This window comes from Streptomyces sp. R-07 (assembly GCF_049913175.1).
GTDB lineage: Bacteria > Actinomycetota > Actinomycetes > Streptomycetales > Streptomycetaceae > Streptomyces.
In genome coordinates this window covers 8,178,927-8,203,457 of the sequence record NZ_CP183978.1, presented here as the reverse complement: position 1 = coordinate 8,203,457, position 24,531 = coordinate 8,178,927, and the positions used below count along the sequence as shown (strand labels likewise).

22 protein-coding genes and 3 pseudogenes are annotated in these 24,531 nt (G+C 70.9%); 12 read left to right on the top strand and 13 right to left on the bottom strand.

Annotation, left to right across the window (positions count from 1 at the left end):
* The first annotated feature begins 49 nt into the window (after nucleotides 1–49).
* Together ACN9M0_RS37375 and ACN9M0_RS37370 are read left to right on the top strand one after the other, a co-directional pair.
* Nucleotides 50–445: a nuclear transport factor 2 family protein gene (locus ACN9M0_RS37375; protein ID WP_399695055.1), complete on the top strand. Its 396-nt coding sequence runs from the start codon at nucleotides 50–52 to the stop codon at nucleotides 443–445.
* Nucleotides 445–1,587 (top strand): NAD(P)-dependent alcohol dehydrogenase, encoded by a 1,143-nt coding sequence (locus tag ACN9M0_RS37370; protein ID WP_399695057.1) that lies wholly within the window; start codon nucleotides 445–447, stop codon nucleotides 1,585–1,587. The genes ACN9M0_RS37375 and ACN9M0_RS37370 overlap by 1 nt, the downstream gene beginning before the upstream one ends.
* A gap of 53 nt (nucleotides 1,588–1,640) precedes the next feature.
* Here the strand turns inward: ACN9M0_RS37370 and ACN9M0_RS37365 are convergent, their stop codons facing one another.
* Nucleotides 1,641–2,432, bottom strand: a complete 792-nt coding sequence (locus ACN9M0_RS37365; RefSeq protein WP_426405097.1) for a DUF4239 domain-containing protein — start codon at nucleotides 2,430–2,432, stop codon at nucleotides 1,641–1,643.
* Between the two features lie 374 nt (nucleotides 2,433–2,806).
* On the opposite strand from ACN9M0_RS37365, the gene ACN9M0_RS37360 reads away from it, so the two are divergent.
* The 3 genes and pseudogenes from ACN9M0_RS37360 to ACN9M0_RS37350 all read left to right on the top strand — a co-directional run.
* Complete coding sequence (locus ACN9M0_RS37360; protein ID WP_366042396.1) at nucleotides 2,807–3,181, top strand: hypothetical protein; 375 nt, start codon at nucleotides 2,807–2,809, stop codon at nucleotides 3,179–3,181.
* 429 nt (nucleotides 3,182–3,610) lie between these two features.
* A pseudogene (locus ACN9M0_RS37355) lies at nucleotides 3,611–4,421 on the top strand (IS5 family transposase).
* Between the two features lie 11 nt (nucleotides 4,422–4,432).
* A pseudogene (locus ACN9M0_RS37350) lies at nucleotides 4,433–5,182 on the top strand (Tn3 family transposase); the annotation flags it as partial.
* Here the strand turns inward: ACN9M0_RS37350 and ACN9M0_RS37345 are convergent.
* Together ACN9M0_RS37345 and ACN9M0_RS37340 are read right to left on the bottom strand one after the other, a co-directional pair.
* Entirely contained in the window at nucleotides 5,179–5,364 is a 186-nt protein-coding gene (locus ACN9M0_RS37345; RefSeq protein ID WP_366042397.1) for a hypothetical protein, read from the bottom strand. The pseudogene ACN9M0_RS37350 and the gene ACN9M0_RS37345 sit on opposite strands and share 4 nt — an antisense overlap.
* A 243-nt stretch (nucleotides 5,365–5,607) precedes the next feature.
* Entirely contained in the window at nucleotides 5,608–6,618 is a 1,011-nt protein-coding gene (locus ACN9M0_RS37340) for a quinone oxidoreductase family protein (protein ID WP_426405096.1), read from the bottom strand.
* A gap of 245 nt (nucleotides 6,619–6,863) precedes the next feature.
* Here ACN9M0_RS37340 and ACN9M0_RS37335 point away from each other — a divergent pair, with 245 nt between their 5' ends.
* From ACN9M0_RS37335 to ACN9M0_RS37325, 3 genes are all read left to right on the top strand, one after another.
* Entirely contained in the window at nucleotides 6,864–7,781 is a 918-nt protein-coding gene (locus ACN9M0_RS37335) for a recombinase family protein (protein ID WP_366042399.1), read from the top strand.
* A 257-nt stretch (nucleotides 7,782–8,038) separates the two neighbouring features.
* Nucleotides 8,039–8,413 carry a hypothetical protein gene (locus ACN9M0_RS37330; protein WP_426405095.1) on the top strand — a complete coding sequence of 125 codons (375 nt, stop codon included), beginning with the start codon at nucleotides 8,039–8,041 and terminating at the stop codon, nucleotides 8,411–8,413.
* A gap of 417 nt (nucleotides 8,414–8,830) precedes the next feature.
* On the top strand, nucleotides 8,831–9,361 hold the full coding sequence (locus tag ACN9M0_RS37325; protein WP_366042401.1) for a hypothetical protein: 531 nt from the start codon (nucleotides 8,831–8,833) through the stop codon (nucleotides 9,359–9,361).
* 891 nt (nucleotides 9,362–10,252) lie between these two features.
* Here ACN9M0_RS37325 and ACN9M0_RS37320 read toward each other — a convergent pair.
* The gene (locus ACN9M0_RS37320; RefSeq protein WP_426405389.1) at nucleotides 10,253–11,083 is read right to left on the bottom strand and encodes an IS5 family transposase; all 831 of its coding nucleotides are present in this window, start codon (nucleotides 11,081–11,083) and stop codon (nucleotides 10,253–10,255) included.
* Between the two features lie 66 nt (nucleotides 11,084–11,149).
* Between ACN9M0_RS37320 and ACN9M0_RS37315 the strand changes: the two genes are divergently transcribed.
* On the top strand, nucleotides 11,150–11,779 hold the full coding sequence (locus ACN9M0_RS37315; protein WP_399695069.1) for a class I SAM-dependent methyltransferase: 630 nt from the start codon (nucleotides 11,150–11,152) through the stop codon (nucleotides 11,777–11,779).
* A gap of 43 nt (nucleotides 11,780–11,822) precedes the next feature.
* On the opposite strand, the pseudogene ACN9M0_RS37310 reads toward ACN9M0_RS37315, so the two are convergent.
* Nucleotides 11,823–12,378 (bottom strand): annotated as a pseudogene (locus ACN9M0_RS37310) (IS5/IS1182 family transposase); the annotation flags it as partial.
* 10 nt (nucleotides 12,379–12,388) lie between these two features.
* Nucleotides 12,389–12,712 (bottom strand): hypothetical protein, encoded by a 324-nt coding sequence (locus ACN9M0_RS37305; protein ID WP_366042404.1) that lies wholly within the window; start codon nucleotides 12,710–12,712, stop codon nucleotides 12,389–12,391.
* A gap of 206 nt (nucleotides 12,713–12,918) precedes the next feature.
* Here ACN9M0_RS37305 and ACN9M0_RS37300 point away from each other — a divergent pair, with 206 nt between their 5' ends.
* Entirely contained in the window at nucleotides 12,919–14,493 is a 1,575-nt protein-coding gene (locus ACN9M0_RS37300) for a carbohydrate-binding protein (protein ID WP_366042405.1), read from the top strand.
* A 209-nt stretch (nucleotides 14,494–14,702) separates the two neighbouring features.
* Nucleotides 14,703–15,562 (top strand): IS5 family transposase gene (locus tag ACN9M0_RS37295; RefSeq protein ID WP_399702165.1). Its coding sequence is split into 2 segments (ribosomal slippage): nucleotides 14,703–15,045 and nucleotides 15,045–15,562, totalling 861 coding nucleotides; the frame shifts between segments, so codons are not numbered across the junction.
* Nucleotides 15,563–15,583: 21 nt separating this feature from the next.
* Here ACN9M0_RS37295 and ACN9M0_RS37290 read toward each other — a convergent pair.
* On the bottom strand, nucleotides 15,584–15,880 hold the full coding sequence (locus tag ACN9M0_RS37290; protein ID WP_399702163.1) for a barstar family protein: 297 nt from the start codon (nucleotides 15,878–15,880) through the stop codon (nucleotides 15,584–15,586).
* Between the two features lie 55 nt (nucleotides 15,881–15,935).
* On the bottom strand, nucleotides 15,936–16,754 hold the full coding sequence (locus ACN9M0_RS37285; protein ID WP_426405094.1) for a hypothetical protein: 819 nt from the start codon (nucleotides 16,752–16,754) through the stop codon (nucleotides 15,936–15,938).
* Between the two features lie 252 nt (nucleotides 16,755–17,006).
* Here ACN9M0_RS37285 and ACN9M0_RS37280 point away from each other — a divergent pair, with 252 nt between their 5' ends.
* Nucleotides 17,007–19,490, top strand: coding sequence for a SpoIIE family protein phosphatase (locus ACN9M0_RS37280; RefSeq protein WP_426405388.1), 2,484 nt, complete (start codon nucleotides 17,007–17,009; stop codon nucleotides 19,488–19,490).
* Between the two features lie 82 nt (nucleotides 19,491–19,572).
* Here ACN9M0_RS37280 and ACN9M0_RS37275 read toward each other — a convergent pair whose 3' ends face one another.
* The 5 genes from ACN9M0_RS37275 to ACN9M0_RS37255 all read right to left on the bottom strand — a co-directional run bounded on the left by ACN9M0_RS37275 (nucleotide 19,573) and on the right by ACN9M0_RS37255 (nucleotide 24,524).
* A complete protein-coding gene (locus ACN9M0_RS37275) occupies nucleotides 19,573–20,316 on the bottom strand; it encodes a 4'-phosphopantetheinyl transferase family protein (protein WP_426405093.1) in 744 nt (247 codons plus the stop codon).
* Between the two features lie 7 nt (nucleotides 20,317–20,323).
* A complete protein-coding gene (locus ACN9M0_RS37270) occupies nucleotides 20,324–21,616 on the bottom strand; it encodes an MFS transporter (RefSeq protein ID WP_426405092.1) in 1,293 nt (430 codons plus the stop codon).
* A 183-nt stretch (nucleotides 21,617–21,799) separates the two neighbouring features.
* Nucleotides 21,800–22,189, bottom strand: coding sequence for a hypothetical protein (locus tag ACN9M0_RS37265; protein ID WP_426405091.1), 390 nt, complete (start codon nucleotides 22,187–22,189; stop codon nucleotides 21,800–21,802).
* Entirely contained in the window at nucleotides 22,186–23,523 is a 1,338-nt protein-coding gene (locus ACN9M0_RS37260; protein ID WP_426405090.1) for a glutamate synthase-related protein, read from the bottom strand. The genes ACN9M0_RS37265 and ACN9M0_RS37260 overlap by 4 nt, the downstream gene beginning before the upstream one ends.
* Complete coding sequence (locus ACN9M0_RS37255) at nucleotides 23,520–24,524, bottom strand: asparagine synthetase A (RefSeq protein WP_426405089.1); 1,005 nt, start codon at nucleotides 24,522–24,524, stop codon at nucleotides 23,520–23,522. Before ACN9M0_RS37255 ends, ACN9M0_RS37260 begins: the two co-directional genes overlap by 4 nt.
* Nucleotides 24,525–24,531: the final 7 nt, after the last annotated feature.

Genomic DNA, 24,531 nt, shown 5'->3' with positions numbered 1-24,531 from the left:
ATCTATAAAGCCAGTAGACCGAATGGTCTATCTCTTCCGAGGAGGCGTCATGTCCGTACGCACCACCGCCGAAGTCATCGATCGCTTCAACCGCGCGTTCACCGACCGCGAGCCCGGCCTGCTGGCCGACCTGATCGCCGAGGACTGCGTCATGGAGAGCGTCCAGCCCGCGCCGCGCGGGGAGCGGGTGACCGGGCGCGACGCGTGTACGGAGTGGTGGACGGCCCTCGTCGAGGACGTCACCTCGCAGTTCACGCCGCAGGAGGTGCTCGTGGTGGGCGACCGCGCGACGATCGTGTGGACCTACCGCTTCGGGGACGGCCCCGATCAGTGGGTGCAGGGCGTCAACGTCATGCGGGTGACGGACGGCCGGATCGTCGAGGCGCTCGGCTTCAGCAAGACCGCGGGAGAAGTCCCGCTGGCCGCCGAGTCCGACGAAGCCTGATGTCCGGAGCGGGCATCCACGCGGAGCAGCCGGGCCACTCCCCCATCCCCATCGCCGCGACCCGGGCCACTCAGATCACCCATGTCACCCATGCCACTCAGGTCACGCAGGTATTAGGAAGGGCACGACCGATGCGGAGCTACCACCTCTCCCACAGCGGGGCCGGACTGTCCGGTCTCACCGTCCGCGAGCACGACACCCCCACGCCCGGTCCGGGCCAGGCCCTCGTGGCCGTGCGCGCCACGTCTCTGAGCTTCCGTGAACTCATGGTCCTCGAGGGGACCTACGTCCTCCCGGTCAAGCCGGACGTCGTCCCCGTCTCGGACGGCGCCGGCGAGGTGGTCGCGGTCGGCCCCGGTGTCGACTCGGTACGCGTCGGGGACCGCGTCGCCGCCACGCTCTTCCCGTCGTGGCAGGACGGCCCGTTCGCCGTCGAGCACCTCCCGCAGCGCGGTGGCTCGTTGGACGGCATGCTCACCGAGTTCGCTCTCGTCGACGCGGACTCGCTCGTGAACGTACCCGCGCATCTGACGTACGCGGAGGCCGCGACCCTCCCCTGCGTGGCGGTCACGGCGTGGAACGCGCTGACGGGCGACGGAGCCGGTGTCCGCCCGGGCGACACCGTGGTCGTGCAGGGCTCCGGCGGTGTCTCCCTCTTCGCGCTCCAGTTCGCCGTCGCGCTCGGCGCGCGCGTGATCGCCACGACCAGCAGCTCCGTCAAGGCCGCGCGGCTGCGCGACCTCGGTGCCGACGCGGTCGTCGACTACTCGGTCACCCCCGACTGGGCCGGCGAGGTCCGTGCCCTCACCGGCGGCCGCGGTGCCGACCGCATCGTCGACGTCGCCGGGCTCCTCCACGAGTCCGTTCGCGCCGTCGCCCTGGCCGGCACGATCGCGTGCGTCGGCTTCACGGGCAGGACCGCCCCGCCGCTCGACCCGTACGCCCTCTTCGCCTCCGGAGCCACGATCCGCAGCGTGGCGGTCGGCAGCCGCGCCCAGTTCACCGCCATGAACGCCTTCATCGGGACGCACGCACTCCGGCCCGTCGTCGACCGCGTCTTCCCGTTCGACGAGGCGGTCGACGCCTATCGCCACTACGCCGACGACGCCCCCTTCGGCAAGGTGGTCATCGGGCACTCCTGACCACGGCACCGTCGCCATCCGCCATCCCCGACCTCGTGACCGCGCCCCGGCGCTCAGCCGTTCCAGTACCGGGCGAGCGCCCCCTCCCGGTACGGGGCGGGGCTGACGCTGAGTTCGCCGGCGAAGGGCCGGTCGAGGACGAACACGAGCAGGAGACTGAAGCCGATGAGTCCGGCGACCGAGGCGACGAACAGGAGCTGGATCCGGAGCTTGCGCATGCCGTAGAGGAAGGTGAGCGGGACGAGGACGATCGCGCCGCCGAAGGCCAGGACCTGCAGCAGGGGCGGGAGTTCCTGCTCGGCCATGTTCAGGCGGGCGCGGCGCTGGGCGGCGACGCCGTTGAGGTGGGTGACGGCCTGCTCGTAGAAGACCTCCTCGCGCGGGGACTTCGGGTCGTACGCCTGGAGGACCTCGAAGGCGTTCACGAGGTGCGCCTCCGTGGCCCCGTAGCTCGGCTGCCCGTCGCGCATGCGGGGCCACTGGTCCTCGACGACCGCGTGGACGTAACCACTGAGCGCCGAGTCGAGGTCGGCGCGGACCGGGGGCGGGAAGGCGGCGGCGTCGCGGGCGATCAGCGCGGTGTCGGTGGCCTCGCTGGCGACGATCGTCTGCGTGCCGTCCAGCTGGGTCCAGAGGGTGACGATGACGAAGGCCAGGATGATCCCGTAGATCGCACCGAACATCCCCAGCGTCACCCCGACCATGTCATTGTGCTCGCCCCGGGCCAGCGACGGATATCTGCGGCGGAGCAGCACGCTGCCGGCGACGGCGAGCACGACGGTCCCGCCGACGACGACCGCGGCGAGGGTGAAGGTGCTGAAGTGGTTGAGGAGCCAGAGCGACATGTGCGGGGAGTCTAGGTCCGGCGCACAGCCGATCTTGCACCATGGCGGCCATGACGGTGAATGATCACTCGCCCGTGTCGGCGATGGAACACGCTGCCGTCAGGGCGGCGTTCGCACCGCGGCGCTCGAGGCCGCGCGACGGATGGGCCCACAGGAGTGACGGCGGCGCCGTCGAGGGGAGCAATGTTGACGGCGACGTACAGACCGCCCTGGATGGGCGCAGCGCCCAGATACAGGAGAGCTTCCCGCAGTGCGTCCCGGGCGGTTGTGCTGGAGGCGAGGGCCGGGGCCGCCCGCGCGGCGGGTTCACAACCAGCTCCACCTACCCGTGGATCATCTTCACCGGTCTTGTGCGACCTGCATACGGTGACGGCATGACGACGATCCTGCGACACCGTCGACCTGGATTGATGTGGGATTGGTGGGCAGCGGATGCTCAGGGCTTCCTCGTACAGTTCAGCTGCGGGCCTGCTCCCGAGTGCCTGCTGGCGGATGTGGATCATGTCGACGCCGCAGCTGCGTGGGCAGAGGAGAACTGCCCCTCATGGTTCAGCGATGGCCCCCCGCCGCTACACGCCTTCAGCTGCAACAGCGAGCTGCCGACCCACACCCGCAACGGTGTCCCGGACTCCCCATTGCGGCTGTCCGACGCGCCGGCGGCCATTGCAGCCGTCGCGGCCTTGGTTGAACTGCACCGGACAGTGGGAGACACCTGGAAGGTCTACCTCGACGAGGGACGGGTTTACTGATCGTTTCAGAATGGCTGCTGCGCTGGTCGCCGCCTCACGTCAGGTGGGGTCCTTCTCCGAGTAGTTCTGCGACCTGCTGGGCGGCCTCGTCTGGTGGTAGCTCGGCCGGCCAGGGGAGTCGTTCGGTGCCGCCCTGGACTGGTTTCTCATCACGGTCCAGGGGGATGAACCGCCAGTCTCGGCCGTGCCGCCAGAACACGATCACCCCGTGAGGCCACGCAGGACGGCTGGTGGTCCACCAGAAGGCTGTCCCGCGAGCTTCCTCGTGGCGCTCGTCGGGGCCGTGACCTATTGCAATGCAAGCCGCGGCGAAAGCGGCATCGGCGGTGCGTCGATCAGGCCGGAACAAGGCCACTGGCCGATCCTATCGATGGCTTCAGCGAGTCTGCGATCTTGCGTCTGACGATCTTGATCGGCAGGGTGTTGCGGGTGCATGCTGACCTTGTGTCGGATGCCCTGTGGGAGCCCGTCGCGCCGCTGCTGCCGCCCGTTCCCGAGCGTCGTTTTCGCTACCCCGGACGTCTGCGCGTTCCGGACCGGATAGCGCTCGCAAGCGTGCTGTACGTGCTGCGGACCGGGGTTGCCTGGCGCGACGTGCCAGCAGAGACCGTGGGCTGCTCCGGAGTCACGGCATGGCGCAGGCTGCGGGATTGGACCGAGGCCGGAGTGTGGCCCCGACTGCACGCCGCCCTGCTGACCGAGCTTCGGCGAGCGAGCCTGCTGGACCTGGACGACTCCGCCGTTGACGGCTCACACGTCCGAGCCCTGAAAGGGGGGATCATGTTGGTCCCTCACCGGTCGACCGTGCCCGTCCCGGCTCAAAGCACCACCTGATCGTCGATACCGCAACGGTACCCCGCTGGCCGTTACGCTCACCGGCGGCAACCGACACGACGTCACCCAGCTCCTGCCGCTGGTAGATGCGGTCCCATTGATCCGGGGTCTGCGAGGGCGGCCGCGCCGCCGGCCCCGGCGACTGTACGCCGACCGGGGCTACGACTTCGACAAGTACCGCCGCCAGCTGTGGAAGCGCAGCATCAAGCCGATGATCGCCCGACGCGGCATTGCTCACGGCTCCGGACTCGGCAAAGTGCGCTGGGGCGTGGAACGCGCGTTCGCCTGGCTGCACCAGTTCAAGCGCCTGCGCATCCGCTACGAGCACCGGGCAGACCTTCACCAGGGGCTCCTCGAACTCGCCTGCTCAATCATCTGCCTGCGGCGGCTCTCGCGATCATTCTGAAACGATCAGTGTACTCCGACATGGTGTTCGGCCTGTTCAAGATCCTCGGCTACAACTTCAGCCCGCGGTTCCGCGACCTGGACGACCAGCGGTTCTGGCGGGCCACGATGCCCGGCGTCCAGACCGGAACGTACGGCGCGGTGGAGGACCTGGCCCGCAACCGCGTGAATCTGAACAAGGTGATCACGCACTGGCCGGACACGCTGAAGGTCGCCGGTTCCCTGGTCACCAACCAGGTCCGCGCCTACGATCTGCTGCGCATGTTCGGACGCGACGGCCGCCCGACCCCGCTTGGGGCGGCGTTCGCCGAGTACGGGCGGATCGCCAAGACCGAGCACCTGCTGCGAGTGGTCGACCCGGTCGACGACACCTACCGCCGTCAGATGAACCGGCAGCTCACCGTGCAGGAATCCCGCCACAAGCTGGCGAGGGACGTGTGCCACGGCAAGCGCGGCACCATCCACCAGGCGTACCGCGACGGCATGGAGGACCAGCTCGGCGCGCTCGGCCTGGTCCTCAACGCCATCGTGCCCTGGACCACGAAGTACATCGACGCCGCCGTCGCCCAGCTCCGCGCCGAGGGCCACGACATCCGCGACGAGGACATCGCCCGCCTCTCCCCGCTCAAGCACCGCAACCTGAACCTGCTCGGCCGCTACAGCTTCACCGCCAGCGTCCCGGCCGCTGGCGCCCTGCGCCCACTGCGCGACCCGGACGCGCCGGAGCTGGACGAGGACGACGACGGGGGCCAGCCGGACTAGTCGTGGCCGACCAGCGCGGTGATGAGCTTGCGGGCCCTCGCCTTGGTCAGCCGCTTCGCGGCCGTCGCGCACCGCTGCCGGGGAGCGCGCGGGGCGATGTCACTGCCCTTGATCACCTTGGCGAACTCGGCGTCGAACCGCTCCTTGCCGACCTTCTTGGCGAACGTGGTCAGGTACTTCACCTGCGTGGCGATCGTTGGCTCCGTCTTGTGGTGAACTAGGTGTTCTGTCCCGGGAGGTTGTGGACGGGTGAGCCAGGTCTCGGCTGAGGGATCTTGAAAGGGCGTGACAAAGATGCGCCAGAAACCCGCCAGAACTTGATCTTGGCCTGCTGAGTGCCTGACGCTGTCGGGGATCTTGGCGATGACGGTCGGCAATGCCCTCGACATCCCAGCCTCCAAGATCCCCGACCTCGTCACCCGCGATCAGCTCTGCGTTTCCTCGCGGCGTCCAAGAGCGGCCGCATCGGGTACGACGAGCAGCTTGCCGGTGGTACGCCGAGCCTCCAGATCGCTGTGGGCCTGGGCGGCCTCGGACAATGCGTAGCGGCCCGTTACGGTGACCTCAAGCGCCTTGGAGCGCACCCACTCGAACACATCGGCGGCCCGTCGGAGCAGTTCGGACCGATCGGCGATGAAGTCCCCGAGGCTGGGCCGGATCAGGGTCAGCGAACCGCCGTGAGCGAGCCGAATCGGATCAAACGGAGGCACGGCACCACTTGCCGCGCCGAAGAGCACGAGATGGCCGCGGGTTCGCAGGCTGGCGAGGCTCGCATCGAAGGTGTGCGCGCCGACGCCGTCGAAGACAACCGGCAGTCCCTGACCGCCGTTGAGCCGCCTCACCTCAGCTGCGAGATCGTCGACTGCAGAGGAAAGGATCACCTCAGCGGCCCCGGCACGCTTCGCCAGCTCGGCCTTCGCCGTGGTCGACGTCGTGCCGATCACCCTGCCGCCGAGATGGGTGATGAGCTGGGTCAAAAGCAGCCCCATGCCACCAGCAGCCGCATGCACGAGCACCGTGTCGCCCCCCTGAACCGGGTAGGCGTCCTTGACGAGATAGTGCGCGGTCATGCCTTGGAGGAGCACGGCGGCGGCTATCTCGAAGCCGATATCGTCGGGCAGCGGCACCAGCCGGGAGGAGTCCACGACGGCCCGCTCGGCATACGTGCCGGGAATCTCCACCCAACCAACCCGGTCCCCGACTGCGACGTCAGCGACGCCGGGTCCAACTTCGACGACCGTGCCGGCGCCCTCAGTGCCCGGGGTGAAGGGCAGCGGGAGGCTGTACCGGCCTTCGCGGTGGTAGACGTCGAGGAAGTTGACCCCGGATGCGGCGACCTCCACGATCGCCTCGCCCGGACCCGGCCGCGGCTGGTCCACCTCGGCCTCCTGCAGCACCTCGGGACCGCCCACTTCGTACACCTGAATCACTCGCATGGCCCTCCAATAACGGCTTTTCCCCCACCAACCCCGTTGATGGCGATCCGATTCCCGGCAAGCAGACCAGCCCGCCGCCCCCGCCGAGAGCTCGCCATCGTTTGACGACAGGCGGTCGACACGTCCAATGAACCCCCGCAATCCGGGGGTTCGCGGCGCCGCGAATCCAAACAGATCCGATGGTGATTGCTGACAGGGTTTGACGACAGATAGGGTCCGATCCTCCGTACGGAAGGGGCCCCTCGGTGGCGAACCTGGTCTACAAGCGGGGCTCGACCGACCAGCAGTCCACCGCCCGGCAGAACCTCGTCCTGGACGAGGCCGGGATCGAGGACCCGGTCGTCTTCGAGGAGGACCCCGGCACCTCCAGCCGCCTCCACCCGCTCCAGCGGCCGAGGTTCCGCGCGCTCCTCGACTACACGCGGCCGGGCGACACCCTGCCCATCTCCGAGATGTTCCGCCTCGTGCGCGGCACCGGCCACATCCTCGACGTGCTCGATGTCCTCCACCGCGACCAGGTGGCGCTGCGCATCCACGACGGCGCGTTCTCCGCGATGGACCTCACCGCCCGCCACCCGCGCACCGGCGAGCTGCTGTCCACCGTGAAGTTCATGGTGCAGACCCTCGCCGCCGCTGGCGAACTTCAGCGCGACCTCCAGCGCGAGCTGACGTACGACGGGCTGCGGGCAGCAGAGGCCAAGGGCAGCAAGGGCGGCCGCCGCCCCGCCGTGCCGGCCGACAAGACCGCCGACGTACGCACCGCGTACCTGGAAGGCCGCTCCATCGCCGCCCTCGCCCGCGAGCACCGGGTCAGCCGCGGCGCCCTCCGCACGGCCGTCGCCGACCTCCTGCCCGACCACACCGCCAACGAGGAGGACACCCCCGCCCCGGAGCTGCCGGTCACCCTCGACATGCCGGGCAAGGTCGCCGACTACCTCCGCACCACCGAGCTGGAGCCCTCCGAGCGTGCCGCGCTCGACCAGGGGACGACCGTACGGCGCGGCCAGGGCTACACCCTGCGCGTCAGCGCCGTCCCCGCCGTGCACCGAGGGCTCCTCGCCCGCTGCCAGCCGCTCGACGGCAGCCAGGGCCTTCCCGCGGTCCCGGCCCAGCGCAAGGCCCGCCGCGAGTACGAGAACAGAGTCAGCGCCCTCACACCCTGAACAAGATCGGTCTCACCGATAACCGCTGTACCGATGTTCCCCGAGGCCGTACATGCCGCGCGACGACGGCTGGGACGACAACGCCGCCGCCGGCCTCACCTGACCGCCAGCACACGAATCAGCCCCGGTCGGACCTGTTGGAGCCAATAGGTCCGACCGGGGCTGACGTGCTTCTACGGGCCCACGTCCAGGCGCTCCGGAACGCCTCCGGGCGCTCCGCGTACCGCCAGGGAGCCGTCCTTCGTCCTGCTGACCGAGTGCAGGGCCAGCTCCGGCGAGGAGTAGAGGAGGCCGCCGTCGAGGTAGAGGTCGAACCCGTAGCGGGAGCATCGTTCCAGGGCGCGGCGCTGCTCGGGATCGGCGTCGGGGAGGCACAGCTCGGCGGAGCCCCGGCCGTTCTCGTAGACGCCCTGGCAGGTGATGGCGCCGGTGGCGGTGATGGCGTCGTCGTCGAACCCAGCGGGTCAGCTCGGGCGAAGGGTTCGGAGGCAGACAGCTCCGAACCGGCTTGGCTCTACAGCGCCCTGCGCGGCGCCGCCTACGCCACCGGCGCCGGCGCCGTTGGCCTCGCCTTTTGGTGGGTGGCTCTGTTCGCGAGAACGGGGTTCTGGTTCAACTTCTGTGAATGGTGACGCTACGTCACGAAACCCGCCTTCCGGGATAGGCGGAGAGGGTTGTCAGTGGTGAGTGTCATGATCGGAGTCGTGGAGCGTTACACAGCATTACGCAGCCGATCAGATTCAGGTGATCACCCTCGGCCGGAAGCTCAGAACTGCCCTTGCCCACCCGGAACCGGCCCCGACTTCTACCGCCTCGCCAGCACCTGAGGGCGTACCGAAGAGCAGGCCCAGACCGGTTGACCGCCAGGCGCTACCTGCGTCCCCATAGGTCGGATTGATCCGGTCGGGGCGGGTCGGAAACGGACTACAGGCAACGGCAGTTGGCCGCCCTTCTCAGGCCGCGCGATAGGGTGAGCAAGGAGCCGTGACGGCTCCGGCCGCGCTCATCCATTCGCACCGGCCACACACCACGCACGGGGGAGAATGACCATGCTCAAGCACGCCACACGCATACTCGCCGCACTATCGATGACGGCTGCCGCCCTCGGCACCGGAGCCACTCAGGCCAGCGCGCAGTCCTCACCCACGGGCGGCATCTGCTACAAGGCGCACGTGCAGGACATCGGTTGGATGGACTGGAAGTGCGACGGTGAATGGGCGGGCACCCAAGGGCGCGCACTGAACATCGAAGCGGTCCGCATCCACATCAACTCCCCGAGCGACTACTTCAAGGTCTGCGCCAAGGCCCACCGGTCCAACTACGGTTGGGACGACCACTACGAGTGCGCTAGTAACAACCACGAGATCGAGATCGGCACCACCGGAACCACCGGGTACTACAACCCGATGGAAGCCATGCGGGTCTACTTCGACACGACCCCGGACACGCCGGACGGTAATGCCTACGTCAGGAACACCGGCTGGCTGTCCGGACCCAGCTACTTCGTGAACAACTGGCTGGTCATGGAGATCGGCACCACGGGTCGTGGCCTGCCGATGGAGATGTTCTGGCTCAAGTAGGCTTCGTGATCTGAGTCAGCAAGGCGGCGCCGACCTTGTTGTCATCGACCACCAGCGCCAGCAGTCGAGCCGGAGCCGAGGCCGGCTGATCTCTCCGCTGCCTGACGCGACGGCCCGCCGCCCGAAGGGCGGCTGGCCGTCCCCATGCACTGATGCTATCTCTCGGGCTCTGGCTCAACTTCTGTGAAGTCGAGCCGATCCTCACCCCTGAGGTCGGCGGTCCTGGCGAACCAGCAGGTCGGCGACTTACCCAGAGGCGGGGTGCAAGCCCGGTCGGCGTGGTTTCAGGAAATGGGAGCCAGAAGCAAAACTCGTGAACATCCAACGCCCCAGTGAACGCCCATCGCTGCCCGAAATCAGGTTCTGGTCCAACTTCTGTGGTGTGCCTACTCCCTGTGACTGTTGGTTGTGCTGGTAGGTCTCGCGCATTCGTCTGGAAACTGCCGGTGCCGACTGCGTTCGGGCTGATGGTTCTGGGCTGTGCGCGAGTTACTGCTCCGGCTGGAAGAGCTGCTCTTCCTGGCGGCTCCGGAGATCAGGGTGATGTCGGTGCAGGACGATGGCGAGGTGATCCGAGTCGGTGTCAGATGGAGGAAAGCCGGGGCTCAGTGCCCAGACTGCGGAAGCTGGTCGGGGCGGGTGCACGGCTCCTACCTGCGGTTTCCCGCTGACCTCCCTGTGTCGGGACGCGGGTGGTGCTGCGGCTTCTTGTCCGGCGCTTCACGTGCGAAGACACCTCCTGCGGACGGCGGACGTTCGTCGAGCAGGTCGTGGGCCTGACTCGGCGGCACAGCCAACGGACCGAACGAATGCGGTCGGTGCTGACCGAGGTCGGCCTCGCTCTGGCCGGGCGAGCCGGTGCCCGGCTGGCCGACGTCTTAAGCCAGAGGATCAGCGAGGCCAGTACGACTCCGGCCCGGTAACGGGTGGCGAGTTCGTCGAACCTGGTGGCAATCGCACGGAACTACTTGAGACGGGCGAAGCATCGCTCGACCACGTTGCGGTCGCGGCAGATCTCCTTGTCGAAGGCGGGTGGGCGGCCGCCGAGGTTCCCATGTCGACGGCGGTTAGCCACCTGGTCCGGCGTTCGGAATCGTTGCGATGCCCCGCCGCCGCAGCAGGTGGCGGATCCTCCGGCTGGAATTCGCTTTGTCGCCCCGTACCCGTGTCGGCGTCGTGCCCGGGCGGCCCCGTGGCGATGCGCGGGATGCGGATCTCGTCGAGAACCTGGGCGAACGCGGTGGCGTCGTTGGCGTTGCCAGGCGTGAGCACGATCGACAATGGCAGACCTCGACCATCGACGGCGAGGTGGACCTTGGTGGTCAGGCCGCCTCGGGAGCGAACCGAGGGCCTGGCACTCCTGTGAGTTTCCCGGGGCCTCCAGCTCGTCCCTGTCTGCGGCCCCGTTCTTTCTGCCGGAACCGGCAGCGTGCTGATGGGCCCGGTTGATCGTGGAGTCGACCGCGACGGTCCACTCCACCCGGCCCACCGCGTCGTCGCGGACTTGGACGTGCTCCAACAGCTTGCCCAGGTGCCGTCCGCCTCCCAGCGGGCGAACCGCTCGTAGACGGTCTGCCACGGCCCGTACCGCTCGGGCAGGTCGCGCCGAGGAGCCCCGGTCCGCAGCCGCCACAGCACACCATTACCCCCCTGCCGATGATCACGCCACGGACGGCCACGCCCGTCCGCCTGCGGCAACAGGGGCTCAATCCGCTCCCACACCACGTCCGTCACCTCACCTCGACCTGTCACAAGATCAATTATCAGACCGGCTATAGGGTCCTACCTGTGGCGAATCATCAGGACGAGACCAAGGCGGCCTATGACGGAGTCGTCGAGCTGTACGCATCGCTGTTCGCAGACCGGCTGGAGACACAGCCGTTCGCCCGGGCCATGATCGGCACCTTCGCAGAACTGGTTCGCGCGACGGGAAACTTGCGGGCAGCGGACGTCGGATGTGGGCCCGGACATCTGACGGCCATGCTGCACGAACTGGGCCTGGACTCCTTTGGACTCGACCTCTCCCCCGGCATGGTCGACCACGCCCGGCGGGCTCATCCGGCGCTGCGCTTCCAGGAGGCGCGGATGGAGTCCCTGCCGATCGAGGACGGCGCGCTCGGCGGCGTACTCGCCCACTACTCGATGATCCACACCCCTCCGCGGGAACTGCCGGAGCTGCTCGCCGAGCAGGTACGCGTCCTGGCGCCAGGCGGTCTGCTCCTGGTCTCCTTCTTCGGGACCGACGGACCAGAGCCGGTCCGGTTCGACCACAAGGTGGCACCTGCCTACAGCTGGCCGGCGGACCAACTCGCCGAACTGATGACCGACGCCGGGCTCGTTCCCTTCGCCCGGTTGCTCCACGATCCGGCCTCCGAACGGGGTTTCCTCGACGCCCATCTACTGGCCCGCCGTTCGTAGGTCCTGTCCGGCAATACCCGCCAGGTGTCGGCGCGCCTCGGGACTACCTGCTCGACGGACGCTCGCTGATTCGAAGGCAGTTGGCTGCGAGGTGGAGTGGGGTCTGGTGGGCGATGGCGAGTTGTCCGTTCGTACGGCCAGGTCGCGCCACCGCCTGAGCCGGTTGACGCATCGTGCGACCGCGTTCCGCTGCCTGTAGGTCTCGGCGTCGGCAGCCGGCGGGCGGGCGCCGGCGCGGCCCCGCCTCAGACGGTGGCCGACCTGGTCGGAGGACCGAGGAATGACGGCGCTGATCCCACGTCGGCGAAGGTGGCTCCGGATCGCGCGGAACGAGTACACGCGGTCGGCAAGGACGGCATCCGGCCGACTCTTCGGTCTTCCCGGCATGCTTCGCGGGACCCGGGTGCCGGCCATGAGGGCCTCGAAGGCTGGTGCGTCGCCCGCCTGGTCTGCGGTGACACGGACGGGCATCGGCCGTGCGTGGCCGTCGCCGGTCGGGTGGGGTTTCGTGCTCAAGTCGCCGCGGGAGCGACCGTGGTCGTCGGGCCCGGCCCGGTCTGGCGGGCCTTGCTCGCTCCGGCGGCATGCTGGTGAGCCCGGCGCTCCGGCTCAAGGGCGCCGGCGTCTGGCGCGCAGGCCGTCGATCCGGTGGCGGAGGGTCTTCCGGGCGCGTGGCGGGGAGCGGCGTGCCGCTTCGGCTCGGGTGGGGGTCCAGCGGTCGTCCGGGGAGAGGAGTGGCGCCTTGCGTGAGGCCTGTGCCTGGATCTCGTAGTGGGATTCGTACGCCGTCACGCGGAACGCCTCGTCGTGGGCGGCCAGTGCCGCCGCGATGCCCGCGCCCGCGCCGCCCCGGCGCCGCACGTGCGCGGCCAGCCAGGTGAAGAGGCCCATGACCCCGGCAAGGGCACCGACGAGGACCAGAACTGCCGTCATATCGCCTTCGCTCCTTACTTGTCGGGTGAACGTCGGGGCCCCGATCTCCGTTCCATGCCTACCTCAGTCCCGTAAATGTTCAATAGTGCGTACGGCATTCACGTACATGACCATTGACGTGTCCGCGGCAGCACCTCTAGCTTCCGGAGAAAGCGCTTTCTCGTCCAGTCCCGGAACGCCGTCCATCCCCCTCCTGGAGCCCCCAGATGCATCTGCGATCCGTCACGGCCTGCGTGAGCCTGCTGGCCGGCACGCTCGTCGCCCTGTCCGTGAACACCGCGCACGCCGCGTCCACCCTGTACGAGGCCGAGACCTCGCCCGCCGTCTGCAGCGGCACCGTGGACTCCGACTGGTCCGGCTACACCGGCAGCGGCTTCTGCAACGGCACCAACGCCGTCGGCGCCTACGCGCAGTTCACGGTGAACGCCCCCGCCGCCGGAACGGCGACGCTGGTCGTACGCTTCGCCAACGGGACCACCACGGCGCGGCCCGCCGGCCTCGTCGTCAACGGGTCGACCGTGCAGACGCCGTCGTTCGAGTCCACGGGCACCTGGTCCGCCTGGACCACCAAGGCCCTGACCGTGTCACTCAAGGCGGGCAGCAACACCGTCCGGCTCGACCCCACCACCGCCGCCGGCCTGCCCAACATCGACTCCATGAACGTCACGGCCGCCGACGCCCCGCCCCCGACGGGCGGCGCGCTGTACGTCGATCCGAACGGCACGGACGGCGCGTCCGGAACGCAGTCCGACCCCACGACGCTCGCCTCGGCCATCAGCCGCGTCGCCGCCGGCGGGACCATCTACCTGCGCGGCGGCACGTACCGGCCCTCCACGACCATCACCGTCCCGGCCGGCAACAACGGCACGGCGGGCGCCCTGAAGACCCTCTCCGCCTACCCCGGCGAGACCCCGGTCCTGAACTTCTCGGCCATGACCGAGGACCCGGCCAACCGCGGCCTCGCCCTGAACGGCTCGTACTGGCACGTCAAGGGACTCGTCGTCGAGCGCGCCGGCGACAACGGCATCTACGTCGGCGGCAGCGACAACGTCATCGAGCGCACGGTCACCCGCTTCAACCGCGACACCGGCCTCCAGCTCGGCCGCATCGCCTCCACCACGCCCCGCGACCAGTGGCCGTCCGACAACCTGATCCTGAGCGCGGAATCGCACGACAACGCCGACTCCGACGGCGAGGACGCCGACGGTTTCGCCGCGAAGCTCACCGTCGGCACGGGCAACGTGTTCCGGTACGCCGTGTCGCACCACAACATCGACGACGGCTGGGACCTCTACACCAAGACCGACACCGGCCCCATCGGACCCGTGACCATCGAGGACTCCCTCTCCTACGACAACGGCACCCTCAGCGACGGGTCCCAGGCCGGGGCCGGTGACCGCAACGGCTTCAAGCTCGGCGGTGAGGACATCGCCGTCGACCACGTGGTGCGGCGCACGATCGCCTTCCACAACGGCAAGCACGGCTTCACGTACAACAGCAATCCCGGCTCGATGACGGTCTCGAACAACATCAGCATCGACAACGCCCAGCGCAACTTCTCCTTCGACGCGGGCACTTCTGTCTTCCGGAGCAACACCTCCTGCCGCAGCACCACCGGCGGGACGAACGACCGGACCCTCGGTGACGTCGACGCCTCGAACCAGTTCTGGTCCGGCTCCAACGGCTCCCGGTGCTCCTCGTACAGCGGGGCTCTCAGCTGGTCCTACGCCTCGGACGGCCGCCTCGTCGTGGCCTTCGGCGGCCGCACGGTCACGTGGTGAGCACCCGGAGATGAACGGTCGCGCCGGCCCCGGGTCCTGTCACCCGGGGCCGGCGTCCCCATGTCAGAAACCGCCGCCACAGCTGAACCCGCCGCTGAAGCCGCCCGTGCCGCCGGTGGCGGTGCCACCGGAGGGGTTGCGCCGGGAGGGGCGCCGTTCGGGAGGCGGCTAGAGCGTGTCTCTTTGATGGGTTGATCAGTTGATCGGATATGTCTGTCCGGTTAGTGATCACTGATGCGATGTGGGACCGGATCGAGCCGCTGATGCCGGCCGATCCGGTTCGTGGCCGGCGGTGGGCCGATCACCGCCGCACCCTTGAGGCCATCGCGTGGAAGTACCGCACCTGTTCGCCCTGGCGGGATCTGCCGGACGAGCTCGGCTCGTTCCAGACCGCCCACAAACGCCTGATCAGGTGGGCCGTGGACGGCACCTGGGAACGCATCCTTGCCGCGGTGCTGGCAGCGGCCGAGGGGGCTGACGACATCGGCTGGACCGTGTCGGTGGACTCCACCGTCTGCCGGGCTCACCAGCACGCCGCCGGCGCCCGGAAAAAGGGGCTCCAGGCCGGGTCGAACCCGACGACCACGCGCTCGGACGCTCCCGCGGCGGCCTGAGCACAAAGGTCCACCTTGCCAGCGACGGCCACGCACGGCCCTTGGCCCTTCGCGTCACCGCGGGTCAGGCGGGTGACGCCCCGGCCTTCGAGACCGTCATGGCCGCCATCCGTGTTCCGCGCACCGGCCCCGGACGACCGAGAACCCGACCCGATGCCGTCCTGGCAGACCGCGCATACTCATCCCGCACGATCCGGAGCCACCTGCGTCGACGCGGCATTCGCGCTGTCATCCCTCAGCCCTCCGACCAGATCGGCCACCGTCTGCGGCGAGGCCGCGCCGGAGGCCGCCCGCCCGCCTTCGATGCCGAGACATACAAGGAACGCAATGCCGTCGAGCGGTGCATCGCCCGGCTCAAGCAGTGGCGCGGCCTGGCCATGCGGACGGACAAGCTCGCCATTGCTTACCAGGCCGCACTGCACCTTGCCGCGATCCTCATCTGGACCCGGCGCTGAGCAAGGCGTCCGAAGGGTTCGTCAGGCCGACCGATGGACGACGAGCCGGTTCTGTTCTCCGTCGAAGATGCCAGCCAGGATGTTGGCCTCCTGCCGGTGCCCGTTGAAGAGGCCCAGCTGGTCGACGTGCACGATCAGGATGTCGTACATGTCGATCACTTCAGAGATGCCCCGGGTCTGAATCGTGTCCGACCACGCGTCCAGGTTCCGGCCGAACCACTCCGGCAATCCGCACGGCTCGCTCACCGCGTCCCAGAAGTCGTCGAGTGTCTCGATCAGCCGACCGCGCAGGTCAATGATCAGCTCGCTGTCCGTCATCGCAGCAGACTAACCAGACCCACCACGAGTTACTCACCAGTCAAAGAGACAGGCTCTAGGTGAAGGTGCGGTGGTCCTCGTAGAACTGGTCCCGCCACCAGCGCCCGAAGCCGACGTCCGCCAGCTCGCGCTCCGTCTCGGCGAGCGCGGCCGCGTCCCACAGCACGTCGGGCAGTGCGAGCTCCTTGAGTGCCCGGCGCGGCCCCGGCAGGTCGACACCGGGGCTGTCCTGCGGGAGGGCCGAGGCGGGCGCCTCCGCGGGAGGGACGTCGTGACGGAAGACGTACACGGCCGTCCCCCGGGGCTCCGTCACCACCGACCAGCCCCACACGGTCCGCTCTGCGAGCCGCGCGCGCCGCAGCCTGGCCTCCTCCGCCTGCCGGACCCGTTCGCGCGCGGACGCGGCGGCTCTCTCCTCCGCCGCCCGAACGGCTTCCCGGATCGCGTGGCCGACGGGCTCGTACGCCTCGGCGGCCTCCCGCATCGCCTCCTCGTAGCGCTGTCTGGTCGCCTCCCAGTCGGCGAAGGCGCGGCGTGCGGCGAACTCCCGCCGCCAGGGGACGGATGCGGCCCGACGGTGGGCCGCCGAGAGTTCGGCGGTGACGCCGTCCACGGCGGTGACGTAGGCGACGGCGGCCCGCATCCAGCGTCGGCACTCCTCAGGCGTGCACGCGACGAGGGACCCCGAGCCGTCCCGGGGACCCGGGGCCCGCACGAGGAAGACGGAAGGTGCCCGTTCGCCGTCGAGCAACCTGCGGAAGGAGTGTTCGTAGACACGGACCGTGCCGTCGGCCGGGTCGATCCGGGTGTGTTCGTCCTGCCTGGGGTACGGCTTGCCGTGGTGGGTGAGGTACGGCAGTTTCCGGCGACTCATCGGCTCCACCCCCGCGCTTCCGCACTACCCGGCCTCCCGTCAGCGTTCCCACGGCGCCGGTCCCCCACGCTCGGACACCCCCTCGACGACGGATGGCAACCGGGTCGTCATGCACCGTGACGGACAGGTGCGGACTGTCCTCGTCCGGGCCCGTCCGGGCACCGGGGTGCGTTCTGGGCCCGGCGTGGCATGCTCAGGTGTATGGAGGGCGATTTCGTGGCCCCCGACGCAGCTGAGGGCGCGGCACCCGAGGTGCTGGCCTTGGCCAAGGTCGTTGCCAGACTGCGTGCCGAGGTCGTGGACCTGGAGAGCGGCGCCTCGATGACCGCCGTCCTCGAACGGGCCAAGGGCGTCGTCATGGCTCAGATGGGCCTGGCGGCGGAGGCTGCCCAGGAGCTCCTCCTCGACCGGGCCGAACAGCACCGGCGGACCCTCCTGGAGGAGTGCTGGATCACCCTGGGACGGATCCGGGGCGAGGCCGGTACGGGGCGCGCTCGGCCCGCGCCGAACGCACCCGGCCTGCCGAGGGAGAACGTCCTTCCTCGGGAGCGCGGCCTCCCGCAGGAGAACGGCCTTCCTCGGGAGAACGGCCCGTCGCCCTTCCGCAGCGACCGCTACTTCGTCGGCGGTGCCCGGCCGGCCGGGCACCGGACGGCCTTGGCCGTCCTGGCCAAGGGACTGACGGCCGCGCGGACCCCGGACGACGTCGCACAGCTGCTCCGGGCCGCCCTCGGCGCCACGGCAGCCGTGGGCGGGGTGATGATCTACGCCGTGGCGACGGCGGGGAGTCTGGAGCTGGTCGGCAGCGCCGGTGTCGGCGACGCGCTCGCCGAGCAGTGGAGCCACATCCCTCCCCTCAGCGGTGTCGCCGCGCTGGAGGCCGTCGGCCTCCAGGAGGCGCTGTGGCTCGACGACCCGGAGCGGGACTCCGCCCGATACCTCCTGATCGGGGACCCGCCCGAGCGGTGGCCCTCGCGGGCCTGGATCCCGGTGCCCGGCAGTCTGCCGATGACGACGGTCGTCGGCTTCTTCCGCACTTTGCCGGGTCCCTTCGACGCGCGGACCCGGACCCTGCTGCGCCGGGCCGTCAGGCTGTGCAGCGGGCCCTTGAGGGTGGACGGGGGGCAGCACGCGACCCGCCCGTCCGACGAGGACGTCGCCGCCGTCCAGACGATCTTCGACGCCCTGACGGGCCCCGCGGTCCTGCTGACCCCGCTACGGTCCGGGACCGGGGACGTCGAGGACTACCTGATCGACGCCGCGACGCCGGAGGCGGTCGACGTGGCAGGCCGGCGCGGCAAGGAACTGGTGGGCCGGCGGATCCTGGAGACGTACCCCACCATCGCGGGCACCTCCCTGTGGGAGGGATACCTGGACACGCTCGTCACCGGCGCGGTCCACGAGGGCGATCCCTTCACGTACGAGGAGGTGACCGCGGGCGTCCCGCAGAAGTCCGTGTACTCGGTCCGCGCCTCCCGGCTCGGCGGACGGCTCGTGGTCTCCTGGATCCGGCACGACACCGCCGCGCGTGAGACCCGCCGTCTCGCCGACATGCAGCGCCTGGGAAACCTGGGCTGGGCCGGCTGGAACCTGTCCACGGGCACCATCACCTGGTCCGACCAGGTATACGTCATCTTCGACCGCGAACCGGCCCTGGGGCCGATGCCCTTGGAGGAACTGCCCCGGCATCTGGTCGCCGAGGACCTGCCGCGGATCGGCACGGCGGTGCGGCGGCTGCTCGTCGAGGGCCGGGCCGTCGACGAGAGCTTCCGCATCTCCACGGCGCACGGGGTGCGACACCTGCGGATCGTCGCCGAGGCCCAGCGGGACGCGGACGGCACCCCCGTCGAGGCGCACGGCTTCTTCCAGGACCTCACCGCGCAGAAGGGCACCGAACTCGCCCTGCGCGACAGCGAACGTCACAACCTCGTCCAGCGCGGCATGCTCAAGGCCGAACGGGCGCTCGGCGCCCGCCTCCAGGACACCCTGCTGCCGATCCCCGAGCAGTCGCTGGAACTCGCGGACCTGTGCGTCGACGTCGCCTACTTCCCGGCCGACCGGGGCCTCAATGTCGGCGGCGACTGGTACTCCGCGATCGAACTGCCCGACCGGAGCGCGCTGTTCGTCGTCGGCGACGTCGCCGGCCACGGCCTGGCGGCCGTCGGCACCATGGCCCAGCTCCGGTTCACCGCCAAGGGCATGGCGATCACGGGCTCCGGGCTCCCCGACGTCCTCGACAGGCTCAACGCCCTCCTCCTGCACACGGCCGCCGACGAGCGGGCCACCACCGCGACCATGGTGATGGGGCGCTACCAGCCCTGGGACCACCGCCTGTCCTGGGTCCGGGCCGGGCATCTGCCGCCCCTGCTGATCCGGGACGGCGAGGCGAGGTTCCTGCCCCAGCCCGAGGGGTGTCTCCTCGGCGCCTCGCACGGCTCCCGGTACGAGGAGTCCGAGCTCGCCCTGCTGCCCGGGGACCACCTGCTGCTGTACACGGACGGCCTCGTGGAGGAGCCGGGCGAGGACCTCTCCCAGGGTCTCGACCGGCTCGCGGTGAAGGCCCTGCGTCTCCTGCGAGGCGGCCACCCGATGCTCGCTCGAACGCTCGCCGCGACGGGCACGGGTGCGGGAACGGGCACGGGTACGGGTACGGGTACGGGCAACCGGGACGACATCTGCGTCCTCGACATCCATCTGCCCGACGGCGCCGGCGAGGGCCCGCTCCGGGAGGCGTGAGCCCGTACGCACGTGCTCACGTGCTCACGTGCTCACGTGCTCACACCGCCCGGCCCCCCCCGGTCCAGTGCCCCGGGGGCCCTCACCGCCGGAGCGCCACGGCCGCGTGGTGACCGTCCGGGACGGCGACATCGGCGAGCAGCCATCCCGGCGGCGCGGCGGGAAGCGGTCCCGCGCCCACGTACTCGGAGGACGGATCGGCGCCCAGGCCGATGCCGAGCCCCTTCAGGTAGGCCTCCTTCCTGGTCCACACCCGCGCGAACGCGGCGGGGCGGAGGGCGGGGGTGAGCGCGGCGAGTTCCGCCGACTCGGCCGGGTGGAGGACCTCCGACGCCTCCGTGACCGTGTGCGGCGCCGGCACCCGCTCGATGTCCACGCCGACGGGGGTCGACGCGACGGCGATCAGGCTCAGCCCCTCGCAGTGCGAGAGCGAGAAGTGCAGGCGCCCGTCGGGCAGTACGGGACGGCCGTGCGGCTCGCCGCAGCACGGGCACGGCGCCCGGGCCACCGACACGGTGCGGGGCCCGACGCCCAGGTGCGCGCCGAGCAGGCGCCGGAGCCCGACGTGCGCGCACAGGTAGGTGGCGCGGTCGCCGGAACGGCGGAACTCCCCGGCGCGGGCCAGTTCGCCCGTGTCCAGGACAAGGGGCGCGTACCGGGTGACGGTGTCCTGGTGGACGTCCGTGGCCACCAGCCACAGCTGCGGCCGGGCGGGACGGAGCCCGGGCAGCCGCGGCAGGGCCGAGGTCAGGGGCGGAAGCGCGGAAGGGATCAGGAGGCCGGCCGGAGGAGCTGCCGGCGGTGGCGGGGAAACCAGCTGGATCATGTCTGCCTCACACGGAAGTGGCGGTGGGCTCCGGTGCGGTACGGGCACGGGCGTCGGCGCGCGGCGCGGCGCCGGCCGCCCCGCCGCGCAGGGCGACGGCCGCGGCGACCGGCGAGAGGAGGGCGAGGCCCGCGCAGAGCAACCAGGTCCCGGTCACCCCGAGGTAGAGCGAGACGGGGCTGAACACGGCCAGGGACAGCGGCGCCGCGCCGATGCCGGAGAGCGCGAAGGTGGACATCGCGGCGCCCATCCGGCCCTCGGGGACGGCCTGTTGGTAGGCGGTGACCAGGGCCGGTCCGTTGAGGCCGGAGAGCAGGCCGACGGCGCCGGCCGTGGCGGCCAGGACGACGGGCGAGGGGACGAGCGCCATGGCGGCCATGCCGGCCGCGAGGCCGACACCGGTCACCACGAGCTTGGTGTGCGCCGGGATGCGGTGGGCGAGGGCCGCGCCCAGGGCGGCGGAGGCCAGCGCGCCGGCGCCGAAGACGGACAGGACCATGGCGACGGCACCGACGCCCCAGCCCTCGTCGGCGGCCCGCAGGGGCAGCGCGACCTCGGCGGGCCACAGGAACGCCAGGTCCATGCAGAAGCAGGCCACGAACATCCACCGCAGGCGCGGGTGCGCGGCGAGGAGGCGGAAGCCGTCGCCGGAGCGGCGCAGCAGGGACGGCCCCTGGGGGACGCGCTCGGGCCGTGCCATGCCGTGGGTGACGTGGGTGGCGCAGGCCAGCCAGACGGCGCAGCCGGCGGCCGCTGCCGTCATGGCCACGGGCAGTCCTCCGACGACGACCAGCCAGGCGCCGAGGGGCGATCCGGCGATGGGGGCGAGGCGCAGCACCATGGAGAAGAGGGAGTTGGCGCGGCCCAGCTGTTCCTGGGGGGCGAGGCGGGGCAGCAGGACCCCCGAGGCGGGGCCGGTGAGCCCGAGCAGGACGCCGTCGACGAGGGCGACGGCGATCAGCGGCCAGAGGGTCTCGGTGGTGGCGGTCACCACCGTTCCGGCCGCGAGGACGAGGACGCGGACGCTGGTCGCGCGGAGCAGGACGGCCCGGGGGCCGAGCACGTCGGCGAGCGCTCCGCCGAACAGGAGCAGCAGGGCGCGCGGCAGGGTGGCGGCGAGGGTGACGTACGTGACGGCTTCACGGCCGCCGAGCTGGACCGCCGTCCAGCTCATGGCGATCAGGAGGGCGAAGCTGCCCGCCTGCACGGCGGCCTGGCCGATGACGAGACTGCTGACGCGGCGCCAGTCGACGGCGGACTTTTCGCCTGCCGGTGCGCTGGTCGTGGGGGTCGTTCCCATGGGGTCGGCTTTCTGTGGTCGAGGAAGGCGGAGCCAGGACGGGTGCGTGGTGGGGCCGGGTCGCGGGGCGGGCTGGGGCAGGGGTCGAGGGAGTGCGGAGTCGGCCCCGGTCAGAGGGGCGTGCGGGGGGGGCGGGTGAGGTCGCGGGGCGACGGCGGCGAGGGAGTGCGGCGACTGCCCCGGTCAGAGGGGCGGACGGACGTGGACCCGGACGCCGGCGGACTCGCCCCGGAGGGTGGCGGCGACGGCCAGGGCGACGGCGCGGTCGGCGGCCCGGCGCACGGCGCGTCGCCGGCGCGTGCCGAAGGCGCTGGGCCGGGACGTGGGAGGGGCGGGGGGCCGGGGCGTACGCAGCTCGACGCGGCCGCCGAGGTAGCCGCGGCCGGCCTCGGCGAGGGCGCGCTGCGCCGTGTGCCGGGCCGTGGCGACGAGGCCGGTCCCGTCGTGGGAGACCGCCACGGCGCCACCCGCGGTCTCGTCGTGGGAGACCGCGACGGTGATGCCCGGGGCCTCCCGGACGGAGAAGCAGGCGTGGACGGCGCGGTTCCGGCCGCGCCGCCGGTGCACGGTCATGACGTCGCTCCCGCCGGGTCGGTGACGACCGCGGGCGCCGGGTCGACGGCGCGATCGGCGTGGGTGGGGTGGCCGTCGGGCCACCACAGGTCCTCGGGGTCCAGGGCGTCGACGGTGTACTTGCCCAACGCGCTGATGAGCAGCCGCAGTTCGAGGGCGATGCTGTCGGCGAGGCGCTCCAGGCCGTGTTCGGGGTCCTCGTCGACGGCCACGAGGGCGGCGCGGCCGAGGCCGACGGCGGTGGCGCCGAGGGCGAGGGCGCGGAGGGCGCGGCCGCCTTCCCACATGCCGCCGGTGGCGAGGAGGCAGCCGTCGGGGCGGCCGATGCGGCGCAGGCATTCGGCGAGGGGCAGGCCGACGTGGTCGAGGAAGACACCGGGGGCCCAGCCGGTGCCGCCTTCGGCGCCGTCGACGGTGACGGCGTCGGCTCCGGCGGACCAGGCGGTGCGGGCGGCGCGGGCGATGTCGCGGCCGGGGTGGAACTTCACCCAGGTGCGGGCCTTGGGGAAGTTGTTGCGCATGAAGCGCAGCTGCTGGCGGAGGATCTCGTCGGTGAAGGTTCCGGGGGTGGCGCAGCGCAGCTGGCGTTCGCCCTCAGGGTCGAGCACCTCCCGCACCGTGAAGCGGCGGGCGAGCTGCTCGGCCTCGGCGCGGTCGACGACGGTCATGCCGCCGAGGCCGGGTTTGGCGCCCTGACCGGTCTTCAGCTCGAAGGCGAGACGTCCGGTCTCCAGGAGGGGCCGGAAGGCGGGGTCGCTGTAGAGGAGGTTCCAGACCTCGGAGTCGGCGTCCTCGGTGGACTGCTGGACGACGATGCCGCCGGCTCCGTCGGGTGCGGCGTCGAGGTAGGCCTCGACCCGGGCGAGGAGCGCGGAGCGGGTGGCGTCGCCGGCGCGGCGGTAGCCGTGGACGGGGATCATGTTCTCCCCGATGACCATGGGGATGCCGAGGCGCGCGGCCTGGCGGCTCGCGTGGACGGCGAGGTCGCCGCTGCCGGCACGGGTGGAGCCGAAGGCGGACAGGTAGAGGGGCAGCCGTGCGGTGAATCCGCCGACGCGCGAGCCGAGGTCGACGTCGGTGAACTCCGGTTCGCGGGCGAGGTCGATGAGCTTCTCGAGGCGCTGGGGCATGAAGACGGGCGGGACGATGCGGGCCCGGTCGAGGGAGTCGGGGACCGCGGCCCGGTCGAGGGCGTCGGCAGTGGCGGTGCCGGCGCCCGGTCCGTACAGCCTCGTGCCGTACGTGGCGGAGTCGGGGAAGACCTCGGCGGTGCCGTTGCGGGCCCGGGCGCGGATCGCGCGCTCCGGGAAGCCGGGGGCGCTGAGGGCGGTCACGGGGCCACCACCCCGGGGAGCTTCGGGTAGGCGCTGACCTGCCACAGGGCGTCGAGCCCGGTGAGGAAGCGGACCAGGCGCTGCAGGCCCATGCCGAATCCGGCGCTGGACGGCATGCCCTCGCGGGCCTCCTTGAGGTACCAGGCGTACTTGGCGGGGTTCTCCCCGCTCTCCCGCATGCGGGTGACGATGGTGGCGTAGTCGGCCTCGCGCTCGCTCCCGGAGACGAGTTCGCCGTATCCGTGCGGGGCGATCAGGTCGAAGTTGCGCAGGACGCCGGGGCGGTCGGGGTCCTCGCGGTCGTAGAAGCCGCGGGAGCCCTTGGGGTAGTCGTTGACGAAGAAGGGGCGGTCGCTCTCCAGGGAGAGGAGCCGCTCGCCGGCCCAGTCGATCTCGCCGTCGGGATTCTGCGGGTGACCGGCGGCGAGGAGGCGGGCCACGGCGTCGTCGTGGGTGCAGACGTCGTACTTGCCGGAGCGGACGTCCGTGAAGTCGCCCTCGATCCGGCCGAGTTCACCGAGGATCTCGGGGACGGCGGTCCACACGTGCTCGGTGACGTGGGTGAGCAGGCCGGCGGCGATCTCCTGGGCGTCCTCGCGGGTCCCGTCGGCGATCTCCACGTCGATCTGGTGGAACTCGACGAGGTGACGGCCGGTGGTGGCGGTCTCCTCGGGTTCGACGCGCACGTTGGGGGCGACGTAGAAGAGCCGGGGGAAGCCGCGGAGGGACGCCTGCTTGTAGAGGATGGCGCTGGTCATCAGCTTGTACGGGTGACCGTAGTAGTCGACGTCGAGGGCCTTGGCGCCGCGGCCGCCGGGGTCGGTGACGGGGCCGACGAGCGGGGGCAGCAGCTCGGTGAAGCCCTCGCCGCGGAGGAACGCGCGGGCGGCGTGGAGGGCCTCCTGCTGGACGAGCATGGCGGCGCGCAGCCGGGGCGAGCGGAGGTGCTCGCCCAGCGGGGGCGGGGTGGCCGGTGCGCCGGTGAGGTGGGGCTGGTCCATGGCGGGG

Coding starts and splice junctions, on each gene's coding strand:
- ACN9M0_RS37375 (WP_399695055.1), top strand. CDS start 50: ATGTCCGTACGCACCACCGCCGAAGTCATCGATCGCTTCAACCGCGCG.
- ACN9M0_RS37370 (WP_399695057.1), top strand. CDS start 445: ATGTCCGGAGCGGGCATCCACGCGGAGCAGCCGGGCCACTCCCCCATC.
- ACN9M0_RS37365 (WP_426405097.1), bottom strand. CDS start 2,432: ATGTCGCTCTGGCTCCTCAACCACTTCAGCACCTTCACCCTCGCCGCG.
- ACN9M0_RS37360 (WP_366042396.1), top strand. CDS start 2,807: ATGACGACGATCCTGCGACACCGTCGACCTGGATTGATGTGGGATTGG.
- ACN9M0_RS37340 (WP_426405096.1), bottom strand. CDS start 6,618: ATGCGAGTGATTCAGGTGTACGAAGTGGGCGGTCCCGAGGTGCTGCAG.
- ACN9M0_RS37325 (WP_366042401.1), top strand. CDS start 8,831: ATGCTCAAGCACGCCACACGCATACTCGCCGCACTATCGATGACGGCT.
- ACN9M0_RS37305 (WP_366042404.1), bottom strand. CDS start 12,712: ATGACGGCAGTTCTGGTCCTCGTCGGTGCCCTTGCCGGGGTCATGGGC.
- ACN9M0_RS37300 (WP_366042405.1), top strand. CDS start 12,919: ATGCATCTGCGATCCGTCACGGCCTGCGTGAGCCTGCTGGCCGGCACG.
- ACN9M0_RS37290 (WP_399702163.1), bottom strand. CDS start 15,880: ATGACGGACAGCGAGCTGATCATTGACCTGCGCGGTCGGCTGATCGAG.
- ACN9M0_RS37285 (WP_426405094.1), bottom strand. CDS start 16,754: ATGAGTCGCCGGAAACTGCCGTACCTCACCCACCACGGCAAGCCGTAC.
- ACN9M0_RS37275 (WP_426405093.1), bottom strand. CDS start 20,316: ATGATCCAGCTGGTTTCCCCGCCACCGCCGGCAGCTCCTCCGGCCGGC.
- ACN9M0_RS37270 (WP_426405092.1), bottom strand. CDS start 21,616: ATGGGAACGACCCCCACGACCAGCGCACCGGCAGGCGAAAAGTCCGCC.
- ACN9M0_RS37265 (WP_426405091.1), bottom strand. CDS start 22,189: ATGACCGTGCACCGGCGGCGCGGCCGGAACCGCGCCGTCCACGCCTGC.
- ACN9M0_RS37255 (WP_426405089.1), bottom strand. CDS start 24,524: ATGGACCAGCCCCACCTCACCGGCGCACCGGCCACCCCGCCCCCGCTG.